Here is a 24,637-nt window from a genome sequence, read left to right as displayed (position 1 = left end):
CGATTTCAGCGAGAAGAAATACAACGCTGTGTTACTCCATTTACGCGTCTTAAATGATTTCTTCTTTCTAAGAAATAAGAGAAAATTTGCGCTCGAAAGTGTTGGCTTGCGATAGAAACTTGATTGAATACGGACCAGCTGCAATTAACATCCGCTAACCGCTACGCTCGGGATCTTTTCCACTGCGTCCCGAACTTCTGAGGAAGTTCGTTACTTGTGGGACCCTCGCTACGGCCTAAAGGCAAATTCCGTGTCAAGCTAACGCCTCTTGCAGAGGCTCAGCTACACGGAACTTCGGTTAGCTTTGGTCGTTATGCGACATCTGGGAATAAAAGCTAAAATTTATGACTAAACTAGATAATTCAGATATAATGGAAATAGTCTTCCAGGTAGCAGAATCACAAGATCTATACTACAAAGATTTTTCTCCTCTTTGCCACTATACCAAAGGAATCGGAGTAAATGGTATCTTACAATCCAAGTATTTAAGAGCAAACCATGTTTCAAATTTAAACGATTTAAGTGAAATCATAAGAGCATACAAAATCTTTTTTGAAATTTTTGAAAATATAAAATCCGAAAATGAAATAATTTCAAAATTAATTGAAAATATTAAAGTTGAACTACTAATAAAAATTAAACAAAAGGAATATCCAGAAATATTTATTGTAAGTTTTTCCAAAAATATTGATGATTTATTTTTATGGAGAAGCTATACCTCTTTCAATGACGCATACGCATTAATATTCACAAAAGCATTTATAGCTGAATATGGAGCAAATGAAGGTGCTGAGCTCTTACATTGTATTTATAAGGAATCTGAACAATATTTAATTCTTAATCAAGTTACAAACTTATTTATAACAAAAATAGAAAATATTCAAGAATCTGAATTAACTTTAATAAAAGAAAAATTCTTTCAATTGATTCATATATTCGTTCCTTTTATAAAAAACCCACAATTCGAAGCCGAAAATGAAGTTAGACTCGTATTAAGAAATCCACATAATCATGATTCAGAAAATAGAATTATAATGGGCTTAAATAGTAATTATTTTTACAAATATGTAAATTTACCTATCTTCAGAAACCTACCTAATGTAGAATATGAACATGCAATAGAAGAGATAATAGTTGGACCAAATTCGCGCTCATCCGACGAAAATCATATTTTTAAAAAAAATCTGGATGCATTAATAAATCAAAATATCGGTTCCATACTAAAAGGAATCAGGGATACTAAATTTAATACGTTAAAATTTTAATAACCAGACGTCGCATAACAGCGTCTTCCCGCTACGTTTCGGCACAAGGCCTCACTCGGCCTACGGCAAATTCCCTTCCGTCACGCTTCTTGCTTCGCAAGAAGGCGCGCCGACGCCAACACCTACTTCGTAGGCTCGGCTACAGGGAACTTCGGGAAGACTAGTTCGTTAGCCGCAATAATTGAAAAACTTCAGAATAGGATAATAATATGGATAATACAAATATTTTTTTAAACGTAGTTGATTCTCTTAGTAGATATCGCAGAGCAGAAATTATTGATGAATCCACATCCGAATCATTGATTGAAAGTTTATACGTGGATCCTCTTGAAAATGATCTAATTTTAAAATCAATGATGAAAAAAAATACAGTACTTTTGATTGGTCGAAAAGGAACTGGGAAATCCACAATCATAAACAGATTTCAACACGAAATTAGAAAAACAAATGATCGAATCTCCCTTTATATTGACGTTAATGCATTATTCGAGCAGGCAAAAAAAACATCCTTTCAAACAAATTTAAACAGCCTTGGGTTGAGCCAAAGAAATTTAGAAAGATTAAACTTATATATTGCTTTCATAGAAAAAGTTATAACCGAAATAAATGCTGAAATAAAGAAAAATATATTTAATAATCCGATAATAAATCTTTTCAGTACACAAGGAATTACAAAGAACAAATTTGATGAAGAATTGGAAAATCTTTTCAAGGAAACTATCAAACCAACATTTCAAAACATCACTGATTCTCAACAAATCGCTTCAAAAACAAAACAAAGCTCAAAAGAGGATAATTTAGTAACTTTAGATGCGAGTCTAGAACTAAAAAATCCGCATTTAAAAACAAGCATTAAGGCTGGTGAATCAAGTGAAATGTTAAAGAGTGATGAGTTTACATCTATCCTATCAAGATATTTTAATATAATCAAGTTTATGAATGATTTAAAAATATTATTATCGAAAATTCCTATAAAGGATGTTTCAATCTGTTTAGATGATGTTTCTGAAATTGATAAAGATTCACTCGAAATATTCATAAAGTTCATTGTGGCTCCTCTAAACAATTTATCTGATGAATATTATAAATTCAAAATATCACTTTACCCAGGTAGGGATTATTTACCTGGTATTGACAGGCAGAAAGTAAAAACATTTAATCTGGATTATTATGAATTATATTCACTGAATAATTCCGAAAAGGTAGAAGAACAAGCTATCGCCTATACGGAGAGACTTTTAGAGAAAAGATTTAAATATTATTTTGGCGAAAAATTCAACATATATTCTATATTTCATATAGATAAAGAGAATACTCCCAAAGATCTTTATAAATTACTTTTCCAAATCAGTGCAAATGTTCCAAGAATACTTGGAAAAATCCTAGAAATTGCATTGCAAAAAACAAATAGTTTAACAACAAAAATTAACAGAAAAATACTTCAAGAATCAGCTAGGCAGCACGATAAGAATGATATTGAATATATATTAAAAAAGAATGAATCAATTGAATACAAAAGCTACGATGAATCTTTTGAACAATTTCATTTAGCTAAATTGCTGAATTTAATTATTCAGAAAGCTATAGAAAACAAAAAACATATTGGAAAGTCAACATCGAACATATTTAAAGATTTTAATGCAAATACAGCGCCTTCGAATTATCTGTATTTTCCCAAACAATTGGAAGATATTGTAAAAACATTGGAATTTAATTTTTATATTTCCAAATTTTCGGAGCAAAAACATAGAGATGGCGACGATATAAGTGTTTACGTTCTAAACTATGGCCTTTGTATTGATAACAATATAATCTTTGATAATGGTAGTAATCGAAAGTTTAGAATTGAGCGAATCTTCGATTTCGAGAAACTGATTAGAGAATGGATGAATGGCTCTAAAAAAATAATTTGTGAAAATTGTTCAGCAGAATTCAATATTGAGGAAAAGGGAATTCTACAAAAGTATGGTTGTCTCACTTGTAAAAGTAAATTAATAAAAATAAAATCAGTAATTAGCCAAATTGAACATAAAAAAATTACAGAATCTTTTAAAATTCCAAAAAATCAGTTCGATATTCTTATATCGCTAAATTCAAAGAGTCCGCAAACAGCAACACTATTAGGTAGTGATTTAGATAGGTCATATCAATCTATTAGCCAAAGTACAAATAAAAATAGTAAACTGGTAAAACATAAGCTAATCGATAGAACAACTTCTAAGGGTAAGACTCATTTTCGTATATCAAATTCTGGTATATCATTTCTAAAAACCGGAAAAATCTAGAGATAACTCAATTACTGCGGCTAACAGCGACTAACCGCTTCGCTTCGGGACTTACGCCCTCGCTCGGTCTACGACACATAGGCTTTTGTCACTCCTCTTGCTTGCGCAAGCGTCGTGCCAATCCCTAACGTCCCATCCGGGACTCAGGGCACAGCCTACGTCGGTTAGTCTAATTCGTTATGCGAAAATTTCCGGGCGCTTTAATTTAATAAAGTTGCAAGCGTCCGTGCTCGCTGGAAAAGATAAAAAGTTGTTGTTACCAATTCGGGAACAAGCTTTACTTGGTTTGTGAGGGTCATTTCAAGAAAGATTTTAAGGGATTTTTACTCCAGTCCTAAATACTCAGACTCTAAAATCCCTATTGAAGTTTGGTTTAAAGACACTTCCAGAGCTAGTTGGAAATCTCCTTCTGATATCAAAGAAAAATATAGAAATGCTAGTTTCCTTAAAGATAATAGAATCGTTTTCAATATACATGGAAACAAATACAGGCTTATTGTGAAGGTTCATTACAATTTACAAACTGTTTTCATTAGATTTGTAGGAACTCACGAACAATACGATAAAATCAATGCTGAGGTGATTTAAATGAACATTAAACCTATTAAAAATCAAAAAGATCACTTAGAAGCCCTATCTGAGATTGAAAAACTTTGGGATGCTAAGAAAAATACTCCTGAATACGATAAATTAGATGTTCTAATTACTTTAGTTGATGCTTATGAAACTAAACACTACCCGATTGAAGATCCGGATCCAATTGAAGCATTAAAATCTGTTATGGATGACATGAATATGAAAAGTGTCGACTTAGGGAATCTCATCGGCGGAAGAAGTCGTGCCACTGAAATCTTAAATCGAAAAAGAAAGCTAACTTTGGAAATGATTAGAACAATTAATCAAAATCTAGGAATTCCTACAGACATTCTTGTGAAAGAATACAAAGTCAAAACGACTAAGACAGGAAGAAAAAGAACGCCGTCCGTGGCGTAATTCATACAACAAGCCCGAAAACTTCGCATAACAGCGTCTTCCCGCTACGTTTCGGCACAAGGCCTCACTCGGCCTGCGGCAAATTCCCTTCCGGCACGCTTCTTGCCCGGCAAGAAGTCGCGCCGACGCCAACGCCTCCTTCAGAGGCTCGGCTACAGGGAACTTCGGGAAGTCTAGTTCGTTATGCGAAATATAGGCAAAATCATCTCAATAATTAAAAATATGCATAATGATCAAAATATCAAAAATTTGGTAAAAGCATTCTTTAACACAAAAGAATTTGAAGTGGAAGAAATTCCAGAATCCAATGAAAAGACACCTGATCTAGTAATAATAAAAAAAGAAGAAAAAACTATTTTAGAAATTAAAACAAAAATTGATGATAAAGAATATTTAGAAAATATAAAATCCGAGATTGAAGCTTCCAGAATCTTCATTGAATCAAATCAGATAAATAGAAAGAATAAATATACAAATATAATATCCAAAGGCGTTGAACAGATTAAAGAATTAGATCAGAAAGGTTCCTTTAATGTTCTTTGGTTAGAATGCGCAGGTCGTGAACCAGAATACCAAGCCGCATTATTTAAATGTTCCTTACTAGGGATTCGAACTGCAATAAAATTACCAGCATCTGAATCAAGGGAATGTTATTTTTGCGATCATAGTGCTTTCTTTAAATATAAAGACTTTCTTGATGGAACTATTATTCACTGGAATGACAGAGCATTGCTATACTTAAACCCTTTTTCAAACAAATATGATGCTTTTAATAAATCTGAATTACGAAAATCATTTTCACGCGGGGCCATTGACCCTATTGATTTGGAGTCAAAATCAATAATTTATTTAGCAGATTGTGATATTGATCGAAACAATCAAAGCGAAGTAGGAATATATCTAGCGAAAAAATATGAATCAGAGCATATGGCTCTTCTCGATTTAACACATATTTCAGCGTCCACTTTTATAAGTGATTAAAAAAGCCTATACTTCGCATAACAGCGACTAACCGCTTCACTTCGGGACTTGCGCCCTCGTTCGGTCTACGACACATAGGCTTTTGTCACTCCTCTTGCCTACGCAAGCGTCGTGCCAATCCCTAACGTCCCGTCCGGGACTCAGGGCACAGCCTACGTCGGTTAGTCTAATTCGTTAGCCGCAATTTTTTAAATAATTTTAAGGACAGGAAAAAATGAACAAAAGGATTTTAGGAATTATAATTGGATTCGTAATATCAATAAACGCAATTTCTGCTGATTCTATTGAAGAAGATCCAAAAGATATCTTCTATACCGGACTAGCTATGAGAATTCAAAAAACAGGTATATTTCATATAAACATGGTTCACCTTTCAGAATCATACCCTGATACTATATATGGAAAATTTGCATCCGGATATTTAAGTCAAACAAAACAAAATTACAAAGAATGTATTAAGAATCTTGAATCAGTTACTAAGTCTAAACCAATTTCCGATTTTAGATTAGTTAATGAAGCTTATTTTTATATGGGAATTTGCAACTATGACTTAGGAAATTTTGATTTAGCTATAAAAGACTATACTAAAAGTATTTCAACTGATAACAAGAACTCATCTACGGAAAATTTCTTAAACAGTATTCTAGAAAGAGCAAAGACTTATAATCGAATTAGAAAATATGATTTAGCTAAAAATGATATTTCAGCAGCTATCCAAAAAATTGAAAATGAACCACAATATGATAAATATTACAATCTTGAACAACTACATGTTGATAGAATTGCTTTAAACACTACATTAAATAATCACAAAGACTCAATTCTTGACTGCGATTGGCTAATTAATAATTCAAAAGAAAAAAAAGATATCGGATACCTATATAGAGGACAAATTAAATACAAACTACTTAAAGATTACGACAGCGGTTTCGCAGATTATAAAAAAGCATTCGAAATTAATCCAAACAATTTCGCTGCTATCGCAAATATTATCGAAGTTTTAAATGCAAGAAAGGAATATGAAGAAATCCCTTCTTATCTTACTCATGCACTTAAAATAAAACCTAACCTAGGCGTTTTGTATTACTCTAGAGGCTATTTTCTCGAGCAATTGAAAAACAGAAAAGAAGCATGCAACGACATGACCGAATCTCTAAAATATTCATCTCAAAATGTTGATCGCGATTCTGAAGGATTTTACAATTTTGATCATATTCCTTCTGCCAGATCGTTCATCAATTCTTTGTGTAAATAAAAAACTGCGGCTAACAGCATGTAAACGCTGCGCTTCGGCACTACGGCCTCGCTTGGTCTCCGACACATTCCCCTTCTGGCATTCGCTCGCATACGCAAGCTACATGCCAGTCCCTAACGTCCCGTCGGGACTCAGGGTCAGGGAACGTCGTCTCCCCTAGTTCGTTATACGCAAGCGGAAAGAGATTTTCATTGAGAAAATAGAAATTGACTTTTCCCGTATATACCCCAGTATATACATATGGCACATGCATCAAAAGTCTTTATTAGTGGAAATAGTCAGGCTGTGCGAATTCCAAAGGAATACCAAATATCAGAGAAAGAGTTATATATACAAAAAGTTGGAAATACACTATTCCTTTTTCCTAAAAATGACCCTTGGAAGGCTTTTGAAGAAAGTCTTAATGAATTCTCTGATGACTTTATGTCGGAAGGAAGATTGCAACCTGAAGACCAAATCAGAGAAGATTTTTGATGTATCTGATTGATACTAACATTTGCATTTACTCTATTAAAAATAATCCAGAGTCAGTTGTTCAAAAAATAAAATCTATTGAGCCATATCAGATTAATATTTCTTCCATTACGGTTGCCGAATTAGAATACGGTGCAGCTAAAAGTAAAGATTACGAAAAAAACAAAACTACACTAATTAAATTCTTATCTGCCTTTGATATCATTCCTTTTACAGACTTAGATGCAGAAGTTTATGGATACATTAGAGCTACATTAGAAAAAACTGGTAAAATTATTGGTCCATATGATCTTCAAATTGCTGCCCAAGCAATTTCTAGAAATCTAATTTTAGTCTCGAATAATACAAAAGAGTTTATCAGAGTTCAAAATTTAAAATTAGAAAATTGGATTTGACTATATTCTTTCCGCCAGCGTATAACAGCGACTAACCGCTTCGCTTCGGGACTTGCGCCCTCGCTCGGTCTGCGACACATAGGCTTCTGGCACTCCCCTTGCCTACGCAAGTGTCGTTCCAGTCCCTAACGTCCCGTTCCGGGACTCAGGGTCAGGGAACTTCGGTAAGTCTAGTTCGTTATGCGCAATTTTTCAAAAATCAATTTATAAGGAAAATATGAAAAGAATTTTCTTAACAATTATAATTATGATCTCCTCCTGCAAATCATTAACTTTGATTTCTCCAGGAATAACTTCAGATAATCGCTTAGGAAAAAATTCTGGTTTGAAATTCGAAGAATCTTCATTTTATGGAACTGATTTTTATCAACTTAATGTTTTCTACATTGAAAATGAAAACAAAAGATACATCTTTCAAGATCCAAACAATATTATAGATTCTGGAATTAAAGAAAATTTTGAAAAGAATATCAATGAGAATGATATTCTCCTTCTATCGGAAGTATGTTTTGATAAGGACAAATTCAGACAAAAATCGCTAGATTTAACACTTTATGATTATTCACTTAATTCACAACAATACATAGATAAAATAGAATACATTTATCCATATTCCTTTATTAAAAAAGGAAACAGTTACTCATTAGAAAGACCTTTGCTTATAAACGATTATTATCCTAATCAAAGAAATGTTATAAAAACGTCAGATGATTTTGTTACTTGTTCTAGATCCATAATCAAATTTAAAAAAGAATTTCAATATGATGGAACAAATAAATTAAATATAACTACTCCTAGAAAGTCCATTATATCATTCGAATTTTCAGTTCAAAATGGAAAATTTGTGATACAAAATAATGAAGAAATTGAATTTAATATAAAAGCCAAAAGTAGGCTCTGAAAAACTGCGCATAACAGCGTCTTCCCGCTACGTTTCGGCACAAGGCCTCACTCGGCCTGCGGCAAATTTCCCGCTACTCCTAACGCCTACTGCGCAGGCTCAGGGCGGGAAACTTCGTTAAGACTAGTTCGTTATGCGACATGATTAAGATATCTAATATAAAAAAGAAAAAAATGCAAATTTCAATAATCCTTCATTTATTATTGTTTATAATTTTCTCTTGCCGATTGACAGATCATAAATTAGGCAAGGATCTTTCTATTAACCTGGAAGATAGGAATGTATTCGTATCCAATGAAAAAGATGAACTTTTTCCAGATACTGAATACTTTATCCCTCCTAACTTAATAACAAAAATCGAATATGGAATTACCGAAGACCAATTATACAAATTGATAGGAAATAAATATTTCAGAGAAAGATTTTCCTTTAATCGTGTTCTACCTAAAAGAATTTCTTATTTAAACTATATTCCAATAGATAAAATGGTAAATTTTAATGGTGGAAATTCAACCATTATACGCAATTCCAATTCGATTTCATATCATACATCAGAAAGAATGACTGCAGCTTTTTACTTTTACAAAAATCGATTAATTTATAAAACTATTATTCATACTGATAATATTGGCGGAAAAACTATTTTCTTACCACTTACTTCAAAAGAAGTCTTAAAAGCACAACCCTATACACCAAAATCACTTGATACAACTAACGAAATTTCAGGCATGAATTACTGGCATGATGCAAAATATTATGGATTTGTGAATGGTTATTTAATTGAAAATATAAATGCAGAAGGGAAAAAATATTATTCTTCAAATGTGATTGTTGGTAAACATTTACATAAAAAGGATTTCTTTACTAGGAATTACTGTATGCTCTATGCATACTGGGAATTTCCTGACTTCGAATCCGATTTAGAAAAATCTGATTATCATAAATTCAAAGCAAAAATAGATTTGGATTTTGAAAAAAAGACCGGATACTGGTCGGAAAGGGTTAACAATTAATCACGTCGCATAACATCGGCTTACTGCTTCGCTTCGGAACAAGTCCTCGCTTGGGCTACGCCAAATTGTCCTCCTGTCACTCGCTTGCATCAGCAAGCTACGTGCCAGTCCCTAACGTCCCGTTCGGGACTCAGGGTCGGACAACTTCAGTAAGCCTAGTTCGTTATGCGAAATGGGTAAAAATTTATACTCATATTAAAAAGATTTTATCTTGACAACTTGTCAACATAAGGTAAGCTAAAAGGCGTATGAAATCTTATGCCGTTGGCGAACTTAAATCCCACTTTTCCGAAGTTCTTGAATATGTTAAAAAAGGAGAGAAAGTTGCCATTCTTTTTGGAAAAAACAAAAAAACTATCGCTATGATTGTTCCTATTAACCAAAAAACTGATGCTAAGAGAAAAATTGGCATTCTTGATGGAAAAGTTAAAATTTCTTTTGATAAGGAATTTTCCATTTCAGAAGAAGAATTCCTAAACATTTAATGAGATTCCTTTTAGATACTCATGCTTTGCTTTGGGTCATCGGTGATTCAAAACAATTAAGTAAAAAAATCACTACAATAGTTCAAGATCAAGAAAATCAAATTTTCGTTAGTGTAATTTCGTTATGGGAAATTTCCTTAAAATTCAGACTAGGTAAACTAAAACTTTCTGGATTTAAACCAGAGGATATTCCAAAACTTCTCGAAAAATTAAACATAACCATAATTGAACTGAATCAGGAAGAAGCTTCTTCCTACCATAACTTAAAGGAAGATTTTCATAAGGATCCATTTGATCGAATGTTAATTTGGCAATGTATTACAAGAAAACTAACTTTTATTTCTAAAGATTCGGAAATAAAGAAATATAAAATATCTGGATTAAAAACTATTTGGTCTTAGTTACCCACAGCGCATAACAGCGACTAACCACTTCACTTCGGGACTTACGCCCTCGCTCGGTCTACGACACATAGGCTTTTGTCACTCCTCTTGCTTACGCAAGCGTCGTGCCAATCCCTAACGTCCCGTTCCGGGACTCAGGGTCAGCCTACGTCGGTTAGTCTAGTTCGTTATACGACATAGCCTAAAAATTGATTCATAAAATCAAAAATCATCAGTAAAAAGCATATAAGATAAGAAAACTAACGGTTTCAATTTAATCCCAAAGCCTACTTTTTGTAGAATCTAATCAGTCTCCTAATTCAAAAATAGATACTTTTTTTGATTGAAATTGATTATACAATGTTATAACATTGTTAATACAGGGTCAATATGTTAAAAAAACTTGTGCAACATGGGAACAGCTCCGCTTTAGTTATCGAGAAACCTATTCTTGAACTACTAAAAATTGACCAAAACTCTACTCTTGAAGTTACTACTGACGGGAAATCATTGATCATCAAACCTATAGAAAAAAGTATTTCTAAATCTCTTGAAAAGATTAATAAAGCTCACGGTAAAACACTCAAAAAACTAGCTCAATAATGCTGGATGATACTATCTTCCTCTCTATTGAGGACGTAATTCTTATACATAAAAATCAAATTGAATTGTATGGCGGAGCTGCTGAAATCCGAGATCATGGACTCTTAGAATCGGCAATTAACCAACCAATGACTACTTTTGATGGTGTAAGTTTACATCCGTCTCTATTTGATAAAGCTGCCGCGTACTTATTTTATCTCTGTAAAAATCATCCTTTTTTAGATGGAAACAAAAGAGTAGCATTAGCTTCTTCACTAGTCTTTCTCGATATTAATGGATATGATATCCTTGATCCGAATGAAATTTTGTATGACTTCGTCATCGGTGTCGCAGAAGGAAAATTCAAATTAGAAGAGATTAAGAAAACTTTAGAATCTCTAGCACAGCTTAATATCTAGCAATAGGCTACGTCGTATAACAGCAACTAACCGCTTTACTTCGGGACAAGCCCTCGTTCGGTCTACGACACATAGGCTTTTGTCACTCCTCTTGCTTACGCAAGCGTCGTGCCAATCCCTAACGTCCCGTTCCGGGACTCAGGGCCAGCCTACGTCGGTTAGTCTAGTTCGTTATGCGACATACGCAAATTAATTTAAACAAGAGTAACATTATGAATTTTGAAGAATTAATAGATACTATTAAAGGCAAACTTTATGAAAGACTTTCTAATCCAATATTGTTTTCATATTCGATTTTCTTTATTACTTTCAACTGGCGTTTCTTTTATAAATTAATTCAAGGCGATAGCCTATCATCGATTGACCAATTTTTAATAAATAACAGTTTTGAAATAACTAAACCTGCTATCTATTCATTAATTTATGTAATCTTGACGCCAATTTTGAAATTAATCTCCGAACCATACTCAGAATTTATAAAAACACTTACCCTTGCCTCGAGAAATTATTTTCGAAAAAATTGGCAAGAACAAGATATGGCAACAATATCTGAAATTGAAAAAAATATATAGGCACAATCGATTCATTAAAACATAAAATTGAATCGGAAAGAATAGATTACATAAACATTTCAGAATCTTTGAAAAAAATGTTTAGATTAGAAAACAATATAGATGAAAACTTAAACTTTCAACTATATAATTGTCACAAAGATTTAATAGCTGGCAACGTTGCATTACTCGATGGCAGTCTTGCATTGAGAGGCTCTGACGAATCTGGAAATACTATTCTAGGGATAGTAATTGGCAAAGCCGGAGCTAATTACGCTTACATAGCAAATAGAGGTAAAATTAATTCAGATTTACTGGATATTAGAGAAAAACATAACATAAGTATTCCAGGAAATTATATTTTATCGAAAAATAATTTAAGCAGACTTGAATTATTAAGAGAACCTAAGGGAAATTATCGTTTGGTTGGAAATTTAAATGAAGATGGAACCTTTGAAATAAAAATAAAGAACTACAGTAATTAAATATGAGCGTACTGCGCATAACAGCGTCTTCCCGCTACGTTTCGGCACAAGGCCTCACTCGGCCTACGGCAAATTCCCTTCCGTCACGCTTCTTGCTTCGCAACAAGTCGCGCCGACGCTAACGCCTCCTTCGGAGGCTCAGCTACAGGGAACTTCGGGAAGACTAATTCGTTATACGACATCACCTAAAATTTAATCCAAAGTATAAAATAACTATTGACAATACTATCGCAATACGTCAGTATTTGATTGTGATCATAGGTTTTGCCGACAAAAAAACTGAAAAAGTTTGGAAAGGTGAGTTTTCTAAAGATCTACCAACAGAAGTTCAGAATCAAGGCAGAAAAAAGCTTAGGATGATTAATAATGCTCATAATATTGAAGACCTTAAAGTTCCACCAGGCAATAAGTTAGAACTTCTAAAAGGTGACAGAAAAGGTCAGCATAGTATTCGAATCAATGATCAATGGCGTATCTGTTTTAACTGGGACGGAAATAACGCTTCTTTAGTAGAAATTGTTGATTACCATTAAAAAGGAGATTATATGAAACGTTTAGCAAACATACATCCCGGACAAATACTATCGGAAGAGTTTCTTACTCCATTAAAAATTACTGCCTATCGACTGGCAAAGGAAACCGGTATTCCACAAACAAGAATCAGTCAAATTCTACTCTATAAAAGATCCGTTTCTGCTGATACGGCAATACGCTTATCAAAATTTTTTGGAACTACTCCTCAATTCTGGCTTGGTTTACAAAATGATTATGATCTGGAAGAAGAAATGTTGAAAAAGCAAAAAGAATTTAACGGAATTCACAATTATAAAGATTTAGCAATAGCTTCTTAATTCTTTATTATTACCTCGGTGACGTCGTATAACAGCGACTAACCGCTTCACTTCGGGACTGACGCCCTCGTTCGGTCTACGACACATAGGCTTTTGTCACTCCTCTTGCTTGCGCAAGCGTCGCGCCAATCCCTAACGTCCCATTCGGGACTCAGGGCCAGCCTACGTCGGTTAGTCTAGTTCGTTATACGCAATATTTTTTTTAATCTTTTCAGGAAAATAACTATGACCATTATTTCAGACTCTTCCGCCGTTAATGAAGATAGAATATTACCTCAACACCAAGCAGTACTCACTCTTCTTCAGACTCATCTTTCAGATCCTCAGGTAAGTGAATATCAATGGCTTGATATAGCTTGCGGTCAAGGACAAATAATAAAATACTTAGATAGTAATTTGGATGAAAAATATAGATCGAAAATAAATTTTACTGCCTTTGAAGGCGATGCTACATACTTAAAAATAGTGAAAGAAAAAGCAAAAGCATTATCATTATTGAAATACAATGAAAAAATTGGTGAAATAGCAGATTTCGAAACACTCTTTCCTTCACTCGGGAATTTCAATTTCATTACGCTAATAAATGTTGTTCATGAATTGCCTCCAAAGCTTTTAGCTTCATTACTAATAAATATTCTCAATAGACTCACGGAGAATGGTATATTATATATATTCGATATGGAAACACTAAATCCATTAGAACTCGGTGCCATTCCTTGGAAGAAACATGAAATTATCGAAATTATCAAGACATTCTATATCGAAATTGAAACTCCATCTTATATCCCAGAGGTTTCACAATGGAAATTTAAATCAACACAAGGCTGGAGTTATACACTCCAAAGAAGACATATAAAAATCTCACATGAAGAAATATTGAAAAATAAACAGCGGATTATTACAAATGTAGAAAAACAAATCGAAAAGCAAATTCAAATAAAATTTGAAATGACTAAAAATATACTCACTGCTCATACAGAAACAGATTCAGAAACCTCCGAGGATAAAAAGCATATATATACATCTCTATACGATTTTTGGGCGCTACATAAAGCCTTGGGAGAAAAATAATGAAATCAATATACTTTTCAAATTCACAAAACATTCATCAAACGGATAATTTCATCAATATTATTAAAAATGAATTAGAATACATAGGTTATAAAACAACAACGTCAATTAAAGAATCAAACTTTGAAGAAACGTTAGAAGAAACTACCGAAACCCTGATTCGCAACTGCAGTATTATGATTTCAATGTATCAAAAGAGTAATAATTTTGTTCATTTTGAATTAGGAATGGCCTACGCATTACGCAAACCGATCGTTCTAATAACTGAGGATGAATTTGAAATACCAGAGTTTTTGTCCAATACATCTGTCATAATATTAAACAAAATGAATTTTGAAGATGTTTTTGGTACTTTAAACAAAATAATTGGCCAAATTGAGGTCAATATACAAGACAGTAGAATAATAGAAGCAAATGAATTTTTCCTTTCAAAACACAAAGGAGAAAAAAAGGAGTTTGAGAATCTAACTCCACAGGAGTTAGAAGAGATATTCTTTGAGATTTTTGAATGCTTATCTTTCTCTCCTAAGAAATTTAATAGTTTAAACGATAATCGCTTTGATTTTAAATTAGAAAATTACGAAAAGTATGATAATGCGATTGTCGAAATAAAAAAATACAATTACCAATCAAAAATTTCGATCAGTCAAATCGAACAATTTTATGGAGTAGTCATGGCAAACAATGCTCAATTTGGTATTTATATAACTTCTAGTCAGTATACAGCGTCCGCATTAAATTTTGCAGAAAAACTAAGAGAAAAAGTAAAGTTATACACACTAGCAACATTCTATGAAGAATATAAAGACAAATTAAAAAAATACTGCGTATAACAGCATCTTCCCGCTACGCTTCGGCACAAGGCCTCACTCGGCCTGCGGCAAATTCCCTTCCGGCACGCTTCTTGCTTCGCAAGAAGACGCGCCGACGCCAACGCCTACTTCGTAGGCTCGGCTACAGGGAACTTCGGGAAGACTAGTTCGTTATGTGCAATGCCATAAAAATTAAGAATTTTTGATAATCAAATGAAAATCTGCTATATTTGCAATAATGAAATAAAAGAACAAAATCAATCAAAAGAACATATCCTTCCGAATTCAATCGGAGGAAGACTAAAATCATTTGATTTATTATGTAATACATGCAATTCAGATTTCGGAGCCACATCTGATGCAGAATTCGCTAAACAATTCAATTTTATATGTAATATCTTGAATATTGATAGAGAAGATGGCAAACCACAACCAATCATTGTTGAAAAGATTAAAACGGGAGAGAAATTTAAAGTCACATCAGACGGTAAATTTCAATTAAAAGATCCTAAAGTTGTTCAAAAAGTAACAGGAGAAAAGGTTAGTATAAAAATTACTGCAAGAACCATAAAAGAAGGTAAAAATATTCTAGAAGGCCTAAAAAAGAATTATCCAAAATTAAACGTAGAAAAATTTCTAAATCAAGCAATTAGCGTAGAGGAAGAGTTCATAGAACCTATACACGCAGAACTTTCCATTGGTGGAAAAGAAATATTCCCATCTATTCTAAAAACAGCATTAAACTATTACATCTATAAAACTCAAAACATAGAACCAGTCAAAAAAGCAATTGAACAGTTAAAAATATATAACCTAGATTTAGTTGAACCAATAATACCTGAATTTTCCCTTTATGATATAGAAACATCGGATATAAACCACAGTATCTTTATTCATGGTAATCAAAAAGAAAAAAGGTTATATGCAATAGTTGAGTATTTCAATATCTACCACTATATAGTAAAATTAAGTGATGAATACTGTGGTGAAGATATTTCATTACTTTATGTTTATGATATTTTCTCAAAAAAAGAAGTTCCAAAAAAAATCAAATTTAATTACCTTCCAAGCTTCATCTTTCAATATACATATCCGAATTCAGAACCAAAATCTCATTTTCTTCAAGAGAGAGTAGATAGAGTAATGAAGATTGCAGAAAAAAGAAATTTTGACAATTTAGTTTCCCGAATCTTTAGATCAGCATGGAAAAATACCGTTGATAAATTAATACCACAAGGCGAACCAATAACAGATGAAGCATTGAGATTATTAATCTCTGAAGTAGTTGGAAAACTTTCAAAATATATTTTTCCCAAAAAAAGCAGAAATTAATGGCACTGCACATAACAGCGACTAACCGCTTCGCTTCGGGACTTACGCCCTCGCTCGGCCTCCGGCAAATTGTCCTCCTGGCATTCGCCTTGCTTACGCAAGCTACATGCCAGTCCCTAACGTCCCGTTGAGACTCAGGGTCGGACAACTTCGGAAAGTCTAGTTCGTTATACGAAATGCCCGAAAATACTTCTTTGCAATGAAATTCTATAAGTTTAACCAAAAAAGAGAAGAAAGTATTCAAGAAAGACCAATTTTCCAGCACAACTCAACTTGACTTTGTAAGCAAATTCATGATAATATGATCACATGGATTACAAAGCTAGATTAACATCATCACCGGAAGTTTTACTTGGGAAGCCAGTGATTAAAAATACTAGAATCGCAGTTGATTTCATTCTGGAAAGACTCGGCGAAGGAATGTCAATTGAACATATTCTAGAAGCTTATCCGTCAATTGAGAGAGAAGATATTCTTGCATGTATCTCTTATTCAAGTGATGTAATTAGCAGAGAAAGCTTACTTGCAAGTTAAAATACTTGCAGACGAAAATGTCGATTTTCGTTTAATAAAACTTCTAAGAAACTCTGGACACTCGGTTTTCTCAGTTCAGGAAGAACATAAAGGTATTTCTGATATTCAAGTTATTAACCTAGCAATCTCACTAAAAGCAGTCATTCTAACATTAGACAAAGATTTTGGAGAATGGGTCTTTTCACATAAAGAATACTCAAATGGAATTATATTCCTTCGTTATAGCCCAAATGAATACAATGAAATCTTTAATGCCTTAAATTTTCTTCTTCAGAAAACTTCTGATGAAATATATGGAAAGTTTATCGTACTTTCTAAAAACAAAATCAGAATAAGAGATATTCACTTATAACTTAATTACGGGCACTTCGTATAACAGCGGGGAAACGCTTCGCTTCGGCACTTACGGCCTTGCTTGGGCTACGCCACATTCCCTTTCTGTCACTCGCTCGCATACGCAAGCTACGTGCCAGTCCCTAACGTCCCGTTCCGGGACTCAGGGTCAGGGAACGTCGTCTCCCCTAGTTCGTTATACGAAATAAACCAAATCAAATATTATATGAAAAAAATCTCACTATATCTGATTCTTATTTTTTCATTATCATGCTTATCTAGAACAGCTACAAGATTGGAGGAACAGCCTCTAAAGGTATTCGAAAATAACCATTCAAACCTTACTATTACAATTAAAGAAAGGAAGGATGCGAAAATCTATGTTGATTTATATATCCAGGATTCCGATTCTTTTGAAAAAAATCCCACTCAATTCTTACCTACTTACTATTTCAGCGACTCATTCAAATCAGATAGAATAAAATTTTCAGTTCCACAAGGCAAATTTGTAGGTTTTTTAAATATTTGGTCGAAAGATAGCATTCCATTTTATAGAACAATTCACGGCGGCCATAATGTCTATTTTGGAATTAATAAAGAATACAAAAAAACAACGGATTTTAGCAAAGGGTGTACGCAAATAAAATTCTTTGATACTGATTTAGATAGAATAAGTACAAAAACACAATGTAACTACTTTGAAACAAATAAAAAAGATTTATTCTTGGAATTTTCGATTAGCGATAAAAATCAGATCAATGAATTGAGAACACTTCTCTTACTTTGGCCTAGTTTTTCCTACGCTGCATTACACGGACCCCAACCGTATCCATATGCTGTCTTATTAATCTTACAGGGTCTATTTGGCTTTACCGTACGGGACACAACAATCAACTTCGATAACTACGACAACTTTTAAAAGTGATATTTATATAAATCAATCTCATACATGGTTTACTTCGTATAACAGCATCTTCCCGCTACGTTTCGGCACAAGGCCTCACTCGGCCTGCGGCAAATTCCCTTCCGTCACGTCTCTTGCCTTCGCAAGATTCGCGCCGACGCTAACGCCTACTACGCAGGCTCAGCTACGAGGAACGTCGATTAGCCTAGTTCGTTATGCGAAATAGCGTGAAAATATAACCTTAAATACAAAAAAATTAAGAAATAAGACTAAATATTTTGATTGACTCACACAATGCAATGTGTAAGAATTTAGACAACCATGGCAACAAACCTGAACATTGACTCAGAATTACTTGATGAAGCATATTCATTAAGTGGCCTAAAAACAAAAAGAGAAACTGTAAACACTGCACTTATCGAGTTTATAAAAAAACATAAACAAAAAGAAATTATTAAATTTTTCAATACTATTGAATATGATCCAAAAGCCGATTATAAAAAACTCAGAAAATAGTCATAATTCAACTACCATATAGTGAACTTACTTATTGATACTTCTGTTTGGTCAGAAGCTCTTAGACGAAAAAACAAATCTGTTAACTCTGAAGATACTTTTCTTTTTCAAATAGTTAAAAACGAAGAAGAAATATTCTTAACTGGTATTATACTACAGGAAATATTAACAGGAATTAAAAATCAGAAGCTTTTTGATGAAATTAATAATCATCTCCGTTTCTTTAATTATGTAACCCCTACGAACAAGGATCATATTCTGGCAGCACAGTTAAGAAATGATTTAGCAAAAAAGGGAATCACTGTGGCTTCGATCGATGTTTTAATTGCACAAATCGCTATTTCAAACAATTTAACCATTGCGACTTACGATTCTGATTTCAACAAAATTGCTGAAAATTCGAAATTAAAAATAATAAACTTTGAAAAATATCTCAGTAAAATATAAACCACGCAACTGCGACTAACAACGGGGAAACGCTGCGCTTCGGCACTTACGGCCTCGCTTGGTCTGCGACACATAGGCCTCTGGCACTCCTCTTGCTTGCGCAAGCGTCGTTCCAGTCCCTAACGTCCCGTTAACGGGACTCAGGGTCAGCCTACGTCGGTTAGTCTAGTTCGTTATTTGCAATTGGTCAATCAGTAGAAGAAAACGCGCAAATTTTTTATGTGAGTGTTGTCGATTTCAGCTAGAAGAAATACAACGCTGTGTTACTCCATTTACGGGTTTTTAATGATTAGTGCTTTTTTAAGAAATAAGAGAAAATTTGCGCTCGAAAGTTTTGGCTTGCGATAGAAATTTCATTAAATACGGACCAACTGCAATTAACAACGGTTTCTCGCTTCGCTTGGGTCCTTATCCGCTCGTTACGGACTTCTGTTTCGCTGCGCTGAAGTCCTGCACTTCGCGGGGCCCTCGTTCGGGCTACGCCACATTCCCTTTCTGTCACTCGCTCGCATACGCAAGCTACGTGCCAGTCCCTAACGTCCCATTCGGGACTCAGGGTCGGACAACTTCGGGAAGGCTAGTTCGTTATACACAAGTTGCTAAAACTCAATTCATCACGAAAAAAATGCCGTTTTTACGAAGAAAGGTAATTTTCAGGAAAATTTTTGCTATATTTATGATAGCATATATGATATCATTTAACTGTGCGAGTTACTATTGATACAAATGTGATTTACCAAGCTCTTAGGGACAATAGAGGGGCTTCACATTTTATACTTAACTTAGTTGAAAACAGAAGAATTGAGTTAGCTTTATCTACGCCTGTCTTTACCGAATATTCAGACGTTTTATTAAGAGATAAGTCACTTTCTGATCTAGCTTTGTCAAAGAAGGACATCAATTTGGTTTTGGACTTCTTAGCTTTTGTGGCTACGCCTTTTTCTATCAACTATCTACTTAGACCTAATCTTACTGACGAAAATGACAATCTCTTTGTCGAACTTGCTTTTGCTAGTAACAGTAGATACTTAATTACTTCTAATATTAAGGATTTTAATCTTAAAAGTGAACTCAAATTTGATTCTTTTAAAGTTATCACACCTACTGATTTTGCTAAATTCTGGAGATTAAATTATGAATAAGAAAAATGTTTTAACTATTCGTATTCCTGAAGACTTGAAAGAGAGAATTGAAAAAACTGCTGCTACGCAAGGGGTTTCTCTTAATCAATTTGCTTTATACGCTTTTACAAGAGGTATAAGCGATATTGATACTGCAAACCTTCTCAAAAAACGAATTCAAGGAAAAACTAAAGAATCAATTGAAGATGGATTCAAGAAAGTTATGGGGAAAGTTGGAAAGAAAGATAAACTTCCTAACTGGGATAAGCTTTAATCTTATAGTAGCAACCAGCGTATAACAGCAACTAACCGCTTCACTTCGGGACTTGCGCCCTCGTTCGGTCTCCGACACATAGGCTTTTGTCACTCCTCTTGCTTACGCAAGCGTCGCGCCAATCCCTAACGTCCCGTTCGGGACTCGGGGTCAGCCTACGTCGGTTAGTCTAGTTCGTTATTTGCAATGGCGAAAAATAAATCTTAAATCAAGGAAAATCAAGATTGACTGCAGTATATACTATGATATATACTCTACTCATGCAAACAGCAAAAATCTTTATCAACGGAAGAAGCCAAGCAGTTAGAATTCCAAAAGAATTTCAATTTAAGGGAGATGAGGTCTTCATTCAAAAAGTTGGGGAAGCGGTTATTCTGGTTCCAAAGAATAAAGCATGGAACGCTTTTCTTGACGGTTTAAATGGTTTTTCAGAGAATTTTATGAATGATGGGAGAAATGAATTGCCTGATTCGGAAAGAGACTCTATATAATGTTTCTTCTCGATACAAATATTTGCATTTTTCTCATTAAAAAGAAAAACCAATTTCTCTTAGATAAAATTAAAAAGAATTACAATAAAGGTATTTTCATTTCAACTTTAACACTCGCTGAATTAGAATTTGGAATTCAGAATAGTGAACAAAAGGAAAAAAATAGAATTTCACTCATTGAATTCCTTACCATTTTCGAAATATTACCTTTTGAAGAAAAAGACACTCAAGCCTTTGGAATCATTAAAGCAGATCTGAAAAGAACAGGTAATTTAATTGGTTCTATAGATGCTTTATTAGCTTCACAAGCCATTTCTAGAAATCTTACATTTATTACGAATAATACAAAAGAGTTCAAGAGAGTTAAAAATTTAAATATCGAAGATTGGACTCAATAATTACGCCACTGCAAATAACAGCGACTAACCGCTTCGCTTCGGGACTTGCGCCCTCGCTCGGTCTCCGACACATAGGCTTCTGGCACTCCTCTTGCTTGCGCAAGCGTCGTTCCAGTCCCTAACGTCCCATTCGGGACTCAGGGTCAGGGAACGTCGTCTCCCCTAGTTCGTTATACGAAAGCCCCAGGAAATTTCTTTTAAGATTAAAAAAATATGAATTTAAGTGAATATTCACTTGACTGAATTAAGTTTTTAAGCCTCAAATTGAGTGTGTGGGAAATTGAATCTACTGAAGAAATAGATAATTGGCTTCGAAAACTCGATTTAAACACTAAAGAAGAAATATTAGCCCACTTTTATCTTTTACGAGAAAAAGGACCTCTACTCGGAAGACCTTTTGCTGATTCAATACAAGGTTCAAAGATTAAAAATCTCAAAGAACTTCGTATTCAAGTTAAGTTAAAAGTAATTAGAATCTTTTTCGTTTTTACAGAAGGTAGAATTGGCCTATTGCTTGCCGGTGGCGATAAAAGAGGAAATGATAAACGGTTTTATGAACAAATGATTCCGATGGTAGAAAAAATTTACAAAAATTGGTTAATCGAAAACGGGGTGAATAATGATGAAAGCAAAAGTAAAAAGAAATCCAATAGAAAATCTTGAAAAATCACTTCCTGCAGAAAGTATCGCAAAAGCGAAACATAAAGCTGAACAAATGCTTTTTCATATTAATCTCGCCGAATTACGAAAACTTGTCGGACTAAGACAAGAAGATATTACTAATTTTTCACAATCTGGACTCTCTAAACTCGAATCTAGGAAAGATATGAAAATTTCTACTCTAATTGATTATTTGGACAGTCTCGGAATGGATTTAGAAATAAAAGCAAGACTCAGAAATAAGAAAGATGGAAAGTCTAAAAAAGAATTTGTTCTCCTAAAAGCATCCTAAGTATTCTTAAATAATATCATTCTATAGTTGGGGCCTTCGCATAACAGCGTCTTCCCGCTACGTTTCGGCACAAGGCCTCACTCGGCCTACGGCAAATTTCCCGCTACTCCTAACGCCTACTGCGCAGGTTCAGGGCGGGAAACTTCGTTAAGACTAGTTCGTTAACCGAAATCGCCAATAATTAATTAAATACAAACAGTTTTTTAAATCTTGACCAACTGCTAATATTCGTAAATTTTTACTAAATCTACTCAAACGTTTTAAGGTAACAAATGAAATTTTTAAAATTCGCAATGACAATATTACTTATTAGTACACTTAATCAATGTATCACTTACTTAAAGAAAGATATACCCGCATATAATCCCGCAAAAGTAGAGAAGAAAATATCTAATGTAGATTTTGTTTTATTCTATAAAAGTTTCAATGCTATAGGTGAAAAATTTCCAGTTTCAGAAGCTGTTCATAAAGCAAATAAACAAGCATTTACCGAAATTATCGCTGGATGTAAATGTATAAGCAAATTCAATGTATATGTAGATGGACTAGACGACTTAAGCAAAGTTAATAATAAAAATTTAGTAAATATTGAAGTAACCAGTAGAGTAAAACCGAATAGTGCTTTTTTTATAACAACTACTCTTCATGTTATAACTGCCGGCTTATTTCCGCTTTTCGCCGAATTTAATGGGAAAACTGAATTTATTGCTTTTAGTCAAGGAAAGGAAATCAAAAGATATTCTTACGAAAATGATGTTGTGGAAGTAAGACAACTCCTTTTGATTTTTGCTATGCCATTTACACAAAGAAGTTATATCACTAACCAAAACGTACCTGATAACTTTGTAAATGATATTTATCGAGATAAACTATATTCATTTGATTCCAATTAAATTCTAAATTACTCTATTCAACACCGTAATCTAAATTCCGAAGTCCTAATTTCAATTTGGCGACTTCGGTTAACTTCCGCTAACCACTTCGCATCGGCACTTACGGCCTCGCTTGGGCTGCGCCAAATTGTCCTCCTGTCACACGCTCGCATAAGCAAGCTACGGGCCAGTCCATAACGTCCCGTTACCGGGACTCATGGTTGAAAAACGTGGGTAAGATTAGTTAGTCATACACTCTATTATAAAAATCGCAACCTTCTATGAAATATTTAATAATACCAACAATCGCTTTCCTAACTTTAACAAGTTGTTCAATTGATATTAGACAATTACCTGGTCCAAAAAAAAATCCTAACAATCAACAGACTGAATATAAAAAAATTCTAACAATCAGAGATTTAAAAATATCAAGTAATGAATTATCCGAAATAGAAAGTGCTTGGAAGTATATACTCATTTCATACTTAAAAAATGATAGCTTTCTAAATAAAAATTTTCTCATTACTGACTCCAATGACTTAAGTAAAGAGTTATTTTTAGTTGATATTACAATCAAACCAAATCAAAAAGAAGAAAGAAATTACTGGTGGAGCATACCTGTAATCTATCCGATAACGTTAATCTGGCCAATTCATTACAGAAAGTTAGAGTATACCGTTTCTATAGAATATTCAATATCGAAAAATGGGAAAAAAATTATTAGTGACCACTTTGAACTAAAAGAATTCTTAGAAATCTATTTCTATGGATTATCTAGAACTTTCATATTTGAAGAATTTATCGAAGATATTAATAAAAAGGCAATAGAAAAATGCGTATCCGAAATTTCATTATATCTTTATCAATTTTAACTTTATCCTCTTGTGTTACAATTCCCGACTTACCTAAAAATGAATCACCTGCTTGTTTGGCCCATTTTTTTGAAACTCGATCTAAAATTAAAGATATTCGAGAAGGACAATGGAGTATAACTGCCGGCATATCATACATTTCTCTCTCACTAGCTTGGGCTGCAGGCATTGACGGATTATTCCCGTTAACAATTTTACCTTATTTCCTCTATATTCAGAATCGAGAAGCAAATGAAATTTACGAAAGTTATCAAAAAATGCACTGTAGTCAAAAAGAAAAACTTAACAGTGGTTAATGAAATATATAGTTCTCCATAACCAAAAAAATAAAACCTATGTATTCTTGCAGGCAAATTTACTTTTGCAAAAGTTCTCGAAGAAAAAGAAGAT

At 33.7% G+C, this 24,637-nt stretch carries 35 protein-coding genes; all 35 read left to right on the top strand.

Features of this window, described 5'->3' with window-relative positions:
* Window positions 1-344 precede the first annotated feature (344 nt).
* Window positions 345-1,265, top strand: a complete 921-nt coding sequence (locus tag EHR01_RS12360) for a DUF2971 domain-containing protein (RefSeq protein WP_135695057.1) — start codon at window positions 345-347, stop codon at window positions 1,263-1,265.
* Between the two features lie 209 nt (window positions 1,266-1,474).
* A complete protein-coding gene (locus tag EHR01_RS12355) occupies window positions 1,475-3,550 on the top strand; it encodes an ATP-binding protein (protein ID WP_135695056.1) in 2,076 nt (691 codons plus the stop codon).
* 288 nt (window positions 3,551-3,838) lie between these two features.
* Window positions 3,839-4,138 (top strand): type II toxin-antitoxin system HigB family toxin, encoded by a 300-nt coding sequence (locus EHR01_RS12345; RefSeq protein ID WP_135695054.1) that lies wholly within the window; start codon window positions 3,839-3,841, stop codon window positions 4,136-4,138.
* On the top strand, window positions 4,139-4,543 hold the full coding sequence (locus EHR01_RS12340) for a helix-turn-helix domain-containing protein (protein WP_135695053.1): 405 nt from the start codon (window positions 4,139-4,141) through the stop codon (window positions 4,541-4,543). It abuts the gene before it with no gap.
* Window positions 4,544-4,726: 183 nt separating this feature from the next.
* Window positions 4,727-5,524, top strand: coding sequence for a PDDEXK family nuclease (locus EHR01_RS12335; RefSeq protein WP_135695052.1), 798 nt, complete (start codon window positions 4,727-4,729; stop codon window positions 5,522-5,524).
* Window positions 5,525-5,738: 214 nt separating this feature from the next.
* Window positions 5,739-6,779, top strand: a complete 1,041-nt coding sequence (locus EHR01_RS12330) for a tetratricopeptide repeat protein (RefSeq protein ID WP_135695051.1) — start codon at window positions 5,739-5,741, stop codon at window positions 6,777-6,779.
* Between the two features lie 240 nt (window positions 6,780-7,019).
* A complete protein-coding gene (vapB, locus tag EHR01_RS12325) occupies window positions 7,020-7,253 on the top strand; it encodes a type II toxin-antitoxin system antitoxin VapB (protein ID WP_135695050.1) in 234 nt (77 codons plus the stop codon).
* Entirely contained in the window at window positions 7,253-7,648 is a 396-nt protein-coding gene (vapC, locus tag EHR01_RS12320; RefSeq protein ID WP_135695090.1) for a type II toxin-antitoxin system tRNA(fMet)-specific endonuclease VapC, read from the top strand. Before vapB (EHR01_RS12325) ends, vapC (EHR01_RS12320) begins: the two co-directional genes overlap by 1 nt.
* Window positions 7,649-7,865: 217 nt before the next feature.
* Entirely contained in the window at window positions 7,866-8,549 is a 684-nt protein-coding gene (locus EHR01_RS12315; protein WP_135695049.1) for a hypothetical protein, read from the top strand.
* 227 nt (window positions 8,550-8,776) lie between these two features.
* Window positions 8,777-9,562: a hypothetical protein gene (locus EHR01_RS12310; protein ID WP_135695048.1), complete on the top strand. Its 786-nt coding sequence runs from the start codon at window positions 8,777-8,779 to the stop codon at window positions 9,560-9,562.
* Between the two features lie 248 nt (window positions 9,563-9,810).
* A complete protein-coding gene (locus EHR01_RS12305) occupies window positions 9,811-10,047 on the top strand; it encodes a type II toxin-antitoxin system Phd/YefM family antitoxin (RefSeq protein WP_135695047.1) in 237 nt (78 codons plus the stop codon).
* Complete coding sequence (locus tag EHR01_RS12300; protein WP_135695046.1) at window positions 10,047-10,448, top strand: type II toxin-antitoxin system VapC family toxin; 402 nt, start codon at window positions 10,047-10,049, stop codon at window positions 10,446-10,448. Before EHR01_RS12305 ends, EHR01_RS12300 begins: the two co-directional genes overlap by 1 nt.
* Before the next feature lie 372 nt (window positions 10,449-10,820).
* The gene (locus EHR01_RS12295) at window positions 10,821-11,033 is read left to right on the top strand and encodes an AbrB/MazE/SpoVT family DNA-binding domain-containing protein (RefSeq protein WP_100745171.1); all 213 of its coding nucleotides are present in this window, start codon (window positions 10,821-10,823) and stop codon (window positions 11,031-11,033) included.
* On the top strand, window positions 11,033-11,431 hold the full coding sequence (locus EHR01_RS12290; RefSeq protein WP_135695045.1) for a type II toxin-antitoxin system death-on-curing family toxin: 399 nt from the start codon (window positions 11,033-11,035) through the stop codon (window positions 11,429-11,431). The genes EHR01_RS12295 and EHR01_RS12290 overlap by 1 nt, the downstream gene beginning before the upstream one ends.
* Before the next feature lie 212 nt (window positions 11,432-11,643).
* The gene (locus EHR01_RS19360) at window positions 11,644-12,003 is read left to right on the top strand and encodes a hypothetical protein (protein ID WP_244310101.1); all 360 of its coding nucleotides are present in this window, start codon (window positions 11,644-11,646) and stop codon (window positions 12,001-12,003) included.
* Window positions 12,004-12,080: 77 nt separating this feature from the next.
* Window positions 12,081-12,467 carry a hypothetical protein gene (locus EHR01_RS19355; RefSeq protein ID WP_244310100.1) on the top strand — a complete coding sequence of 129 codons (387 nt, stop codon included), beginning with the start codon at window positions 12,081-12,083 and terminating at the stop codon, window positions 12,465-12,467.
* 251 nt (window positions 12,468-12,718) lie between these two features.
* A complete protein-coding gene (locus EHR01_RS19350) occupies window positions 12,719-13,000 on the top strand; it encodes a type II toxin-antitoxin system RelE/ParE family toxin (RefSeq protein ID WP_135637400.1) in 282 nt (93 codons plus the stop codon).
* A 12-nt stretch (window positions 13,001-13,012) separates the two neighbouring features.
* A complete protein-coding gene (locus EHR01_RS19345) occupies window positions 13,013-13,318 on the top strand; it encodes a HigA family addiction module antitoxin (protein WP_135637398.1) in 306 nt (101 codons plus the stop codon).
* 225 nt (window positions 13,319-13,543) lie between these two features.
* Window positions 13,544-14,389, top strand: coding sequence for a class I SAM-dependent methyltransferase (locus tag EHR01_RS12270; protein ID WP_135695044.1), 846 nt, complete (start codon window positions 13,544-13,546; stop codon window positions 14,387-14,389).
* A complete protein-coding gene (locus EHR01_RS12265; RefSeq protein ID WP_135695043.1) occupies window positions 14,389-15,222 on the top strand; it encodes a restriction endonuclease in 834 nt (277 codons plus the stop codon). Before EHR01_RS12270 ends, EHR01_RS12265 begins: the two co-directional genes overlap by 1 nt.
* A 192-nt stretch (window positions 15,223-15,414) precedes the next feature.
* Window positions 15,415-16,533, top strand: a complete 1,119-nt coding sequence (locus EHR01_RS12260; protein WP_135695042.1) for an HNH endonuclease — start codon at window positions 15,415-15,417, stop codon at window positions 16,531-16,533.
* A 309-nt stretch (window positions 16,534-16,842) separates the two neighbouring features.
* Window positions 16,843-17,067 (top strand): DUF433 domain-containing protein, encoded by a 225-nt coding sequence (locus EHR01_RS12255; protein ID WP_135695041.1) that lies wholly within the window; start codon window positions 16,843-16,845, stop codon window positions 17,065-17,067.
* Window positions 17,057-17,419, top strand: coding sequence for a DUF5615 family PIN-like protein (locus tag EHR01_RS12250; RefSeq protein WP_135695040.1), 363 nt, complete (start codon window positions 17,057-17,059; stop codon window positions 17,417-17,419). The genes EHR01_RS12255 and EHR01_RS12250 overlap by 11 nt, the downstream gene beginning before the upstream one ends.
* A gap of 207 nt (window positions 17,420-17,626) precedes the next feature.
* Entirely contained in the window at window positions 17,627-18,319 is a 693-nt protein-coding gene (locus EHR01_RS12245) for a hypothetical protein (protein ID WP_135695039.1), read from the top strand.
* 306 nt (window positions 18,320-18,625) lie between these two features.
* Window positions 18,626-18,820 (top strand): type II toxin-antitoxin system VapB family antitoxin, encoded by a 195-nt coding sequence (locus EHR01_RS12240; RefSeq protein WP_135637608.1) that lies wholly within the window; start codon window positions 18,626-18,628, stop codon window positions 18,818-18,820.
* 21 nt (window positions 18,821-18,841) lie between these two features.
* Entirely contained in the window at window positions 18,842-19,267 is a 426-nt protein-coding gene (vapC, locus tag EHR01_RS12235) for a type II toxin-antitoxin system VapC family toxin (protein WP_135695038.1), read from the top strand.
* Between the two features lie 704 nt (window positions 19,268-19,971).
* Window positions 19,972-20,409: a putative toxin-antitoxin system toxin component, PIN family gene (locus EHR01_RS12230; protein ID WP_135695037.1), complete on the top strand. Its 438-nt coding sequence runs from the start codon at window positions 19,972-19,974 to the stop codon at window positions 20,407-20,409.
* Window positions 20,402-20,662, top strand: a complete 261-nt coding sequence (locus EHR01_RS12225; RefSeq protein ID WP_135636116.1) for a toxin-antitoxin system HicB family antitoxin — start codon at window positions 20,402-20,404, stop codon at window positions 20,660-20,662. The genes EHR01_RS12230 and EHR01_RS12225 overlap by 8 nt, the downstream gene beginning before the upstream one ends.
* Before the next feature lie 260 nt (window positions 20,663-20,922).
* A complete protein-coding gene (vapB, locus tag EHR01_RS12220) occupies window positions 20,923-21,153 on the top strand; it encodes a type II toxin-antitoxin system antitoxin VapB (protein ID WP_135695089.1) in 231 nt (76 codons plus the stop codon).
* Window positions 21,153-21,551: a type II toxin-antitoxin system tRNA(fMet)-specific endonuclease VapC gene (gene vapC / locus EHR01_RS12215; protein ID WP_135695036.1), complete on the top strand. Its 399-nt coding sequence runs from the start codon at window positions 21,153-21,155 to the stop codon at window positions 21,549-21,551. The genes vapB (EHR01_RS12220) and vapC (EHR01_RS12215) overlap by 1 nt, the downstream gene beginning before the upstream one ends.
* Before the next feature lie 270 nt (window positions 21,552-21,821).
* Window positions 21,822-22,214 (top strand): type II toxin-antitoxin system RelE/ParE family toxin, encoded by a 393-nt coding sequence (locus EHR01_RS12210; RefSeq protein WP_135695035.1) that lies wholly within the window; start codon window positions 21,822-21,824, stop codon window positions 22,212-22,214.
* Window positions 22,171-22,503: a helix-turn-helix domain-containing protein gene (locus tag EHR01_RS12205; protein WP_244310099.1), complete on the top strand. Its 333-nt coding sequence runs from the start codon at window positions 22,171-22,173 to the stop codon at window positions 22,501-22,503. The genes EHR01_RS12210 and EHR01_RS12205 overlap by 44 nt, the downstream gene beginning before the upstream one ends.
* 272 nt (window positions 22,504-22,775) lie before the next feature.
* Window positions 22,776-23,396 carry a hypothetical protein gene (locus tag EHR01_RS12200; protein ID WP_135695034.1) on the top strand — a complete coding sequence of 207 codons (621 nt, stop codon included), beginning with the start codon at window positions 22,776-22,778 and terminating at the stop codon, window positions 23,394-23,396.
* A gap of 260 nt (window positions 23,397-23,656) precedes the next feature.
* Window positions 23,657-24,247, top strand: a complete 591-nt coding sequence (locus EHR01_RS12195) for an LBF_2127 family putative lipoprotein (protein ID WP_135695033.1) — start codon at window positions 23,657-23,659, stop codon at window positions 24,245-24,247.
* On the top strand, window positions 24,208-24,543 hold the full coding sequence (locus EHR01_RS19340) for a hypothetical protein (protein WP_244310098.1): 336 nt from the start codon (window positions 24,208-24,210) through the stop codon (window positions 24,541-24,543). Before EHR01_RS12195 ends, EHR01_RS19340 begins: the two co-directional genes overlap by 40 nt.
* Window positions 24,544-24,637 lie beyond the last annotated feature (94 nt).

It is taken from the genome of Leptospira mtsangambouensis, assembly GCF_004770475.1.
In the GTDB taxonomy this organism is placed as follows: Bacteria; Spirochaetota; Leptospiria; order Leptospirales; family Leptospiraceae; genus Leptospira_A; species Leptospira_A mtsangambouensis.
Note: the sequence above shows the minus strand (reverse complement) of the source record. Positions and strands in the feature narration are given on the sequence as shown.

Bases quoted from the DNA above. Each gene is read 5' to 3' on its own strand.
- EHR01_RS12200 (WP_135695034.1), top strand. From the start codon at position 22,776: ATGAAATTTTTAAAATTCGCAATGACAATATTACTTATTAGTACACTT.
- EHR01_RS19360 (WP_244310101.1), top strand. From the start codon at position 11,644: ATGAATTTTGAAGAATTAATAGATACTATTAAAGGCAAACTTTATGAA.
- EHR01_RS12255 (WP_135695041.1), top strand. From the start codon at position 16,843: ATGGATTACAAAGCTAGATTAACATCATCACCGGAAGTTTTACTTGGG.
- EHR01_RS12225 (WP_135636116.1), top strand. From the start codon at position 20,402: ATGAATAAGAAAAATGTTTTAACTATTCGTATTCCTGAAGACTTGAAA.
- EHR01_RS12205 (WP_244310099.1), top strand. From the start codon at position 22,171: ATGATGAAAGCAAAAGTAAAAAGAAATCCAATAGAAAATCTTGAAAAA.
- EHR01_RS12195 (WP_135695033.1), top strand. From the start codon at position 23,657: ATGAAATATTTAATAATACCAACAATCGCTTTCCTAACTTTAACAAGT.
- EHR01_RS12305 (WP_135695047.1), top strand. From the start codon at position 9,811: ATGAAATCTTATGCCGTTGGCGAACTTAAATCCCACTTTTCCGAAGTT.
- EHR01_RS12360 (WP_135695057.1), top strand. From the start codon at position 345: ATGACTAAACTAGATAATTCAGATATAATGGAAATAGTCTTCCAGGTA.
- EHR01_RS19355 (WP_244310100.1), top strand. From the start codon at position 12,081: ATGTTTAGATTAGAAAACAATATAGATGAAAACTTAAACTTTCAACTA.
- EHR01_RS12295 (WP_100745171.1), top strand. From the start codon at position 10,821: ATGTTAAAAAAACTTGTGCAACATGGGAACAGCTCCGCTTTAGTTATC.
- EHR01_RS12245 (WP_135695039.1), top strand. From the start codon at position 17,627: ATGAAAAAAATCTCACTATATCTGATTCTTATTTTTTCATTATCATGC.
- EHR01_RS12315 (WP_135695049.1), top strand. From the start codon at position 7,866: ATGAAAAGAATTTTCTTAACAATTATAATTATGATCTCCTCCTGCAAA.
- EHR01_RS12300 (WP_135695046.1), top strand. From the start codon at position 10,047: ATGAGATTCCTTTTAGATACTCATGCTTTGCTTTGGGTCATCGGTGAT.
- EHR01_RS12340 (WP_135695053.1), top strand. From the start codon at position 4,139: ATGAACATTAAACCTATTAAAAATCAAAAAGATCACTTAGAAGCCCTA.
- EHR01_RS12240 (WP_135637608.1), top strand. From the start codon at position 18,626: ATGGCAACAAACCTGAACATTGACTCAGAATTACTTGATGAAGCATAT.
- EHR01_RS12355 (WP_135695056.1), top strand. From the start codon at position 1,475: ATGGATAATACAAATATTTTTTTAAACGTAGTTGATTCTCTTAGTAGA.
- EHR01_RS12330 (WP_135695051.1), top strand. From the start codon at position 5,739: ATGAACAAAAGGATTTTAGGAATTATAATTGGATTCGTAATATCAATA.
- EHR01_RS12265 (WP_135695043.1), top strand. From the start codon at position 14,389: ATGAAATCAATATACTTTTCAAATTCACAAAACATTCATCAAACGGAT.
- vapB (WP_135695089.1), top strand. From the start codon at position 20,923: ATGCAAACAGCAAAAATCTTTATCAACGGAAGAAGCCAAGCAGTTAGA.
- vapC (WP_135695090.1), top strand. From the start codon at position 7,253: ATGTATCTGATTGATACTAACATTTGCATTTACTCTATTAAAAATAAT.
- EHR01_RS19345 (WP_135637398.1), top strand. From the start codon at position 13,013: ATGAAACGTTTAGCAAACATACATCCCGGACAAATACTATCGGAAGAG.
- EHR01_RS19340 (WP_244310098.1), top strand. From the start codon at position 24,208: ATGCGTATCCGAAATTTCATTATATCTTTATCAATTTTAACTTTATCC.
- EHR01_RS12335 (WP_135695052.1), top strand. From the start codon at position 4,727: ATGCGAAATATAGGCAAAATCATCTCAATAATTAAAAATATGCATAAT.
- vapC (WP_135695036.1), top strand. From the start codon at position 21,153: ATGTTTCTTCTCGATACAAATATTTGCATTTTTCTCATTAAAAAGAAA.
- EHR01_RS12270 (WP_135695044.1), top strand. From the start codon at position 13,544: ATGACCATTATTTCAGACTCTTCCGCCGTTAATGAAGATAGAATATTA.
- EHR01_RS12260 (WP_135695042.1), top strand. From the start codon at position 15,415: ATGAAAATCTGCTATATTTGCAATAATGAAATAAAAGAACAAAATCAA.
- EHR01_RS12290 (WP_135695045.1), top strand. From the start codon at position 11,033: ATGCTGGATGATACTATCTTCCTCTCTATTGAGGACGTAATTCTTATA.
- vapB (WP_135695050.1), top strand. From the start codon at position 7,020: ATGGCACATGCATCAAAAGTCTTTATTAGTGGAAATAGTCAGGCTGTG.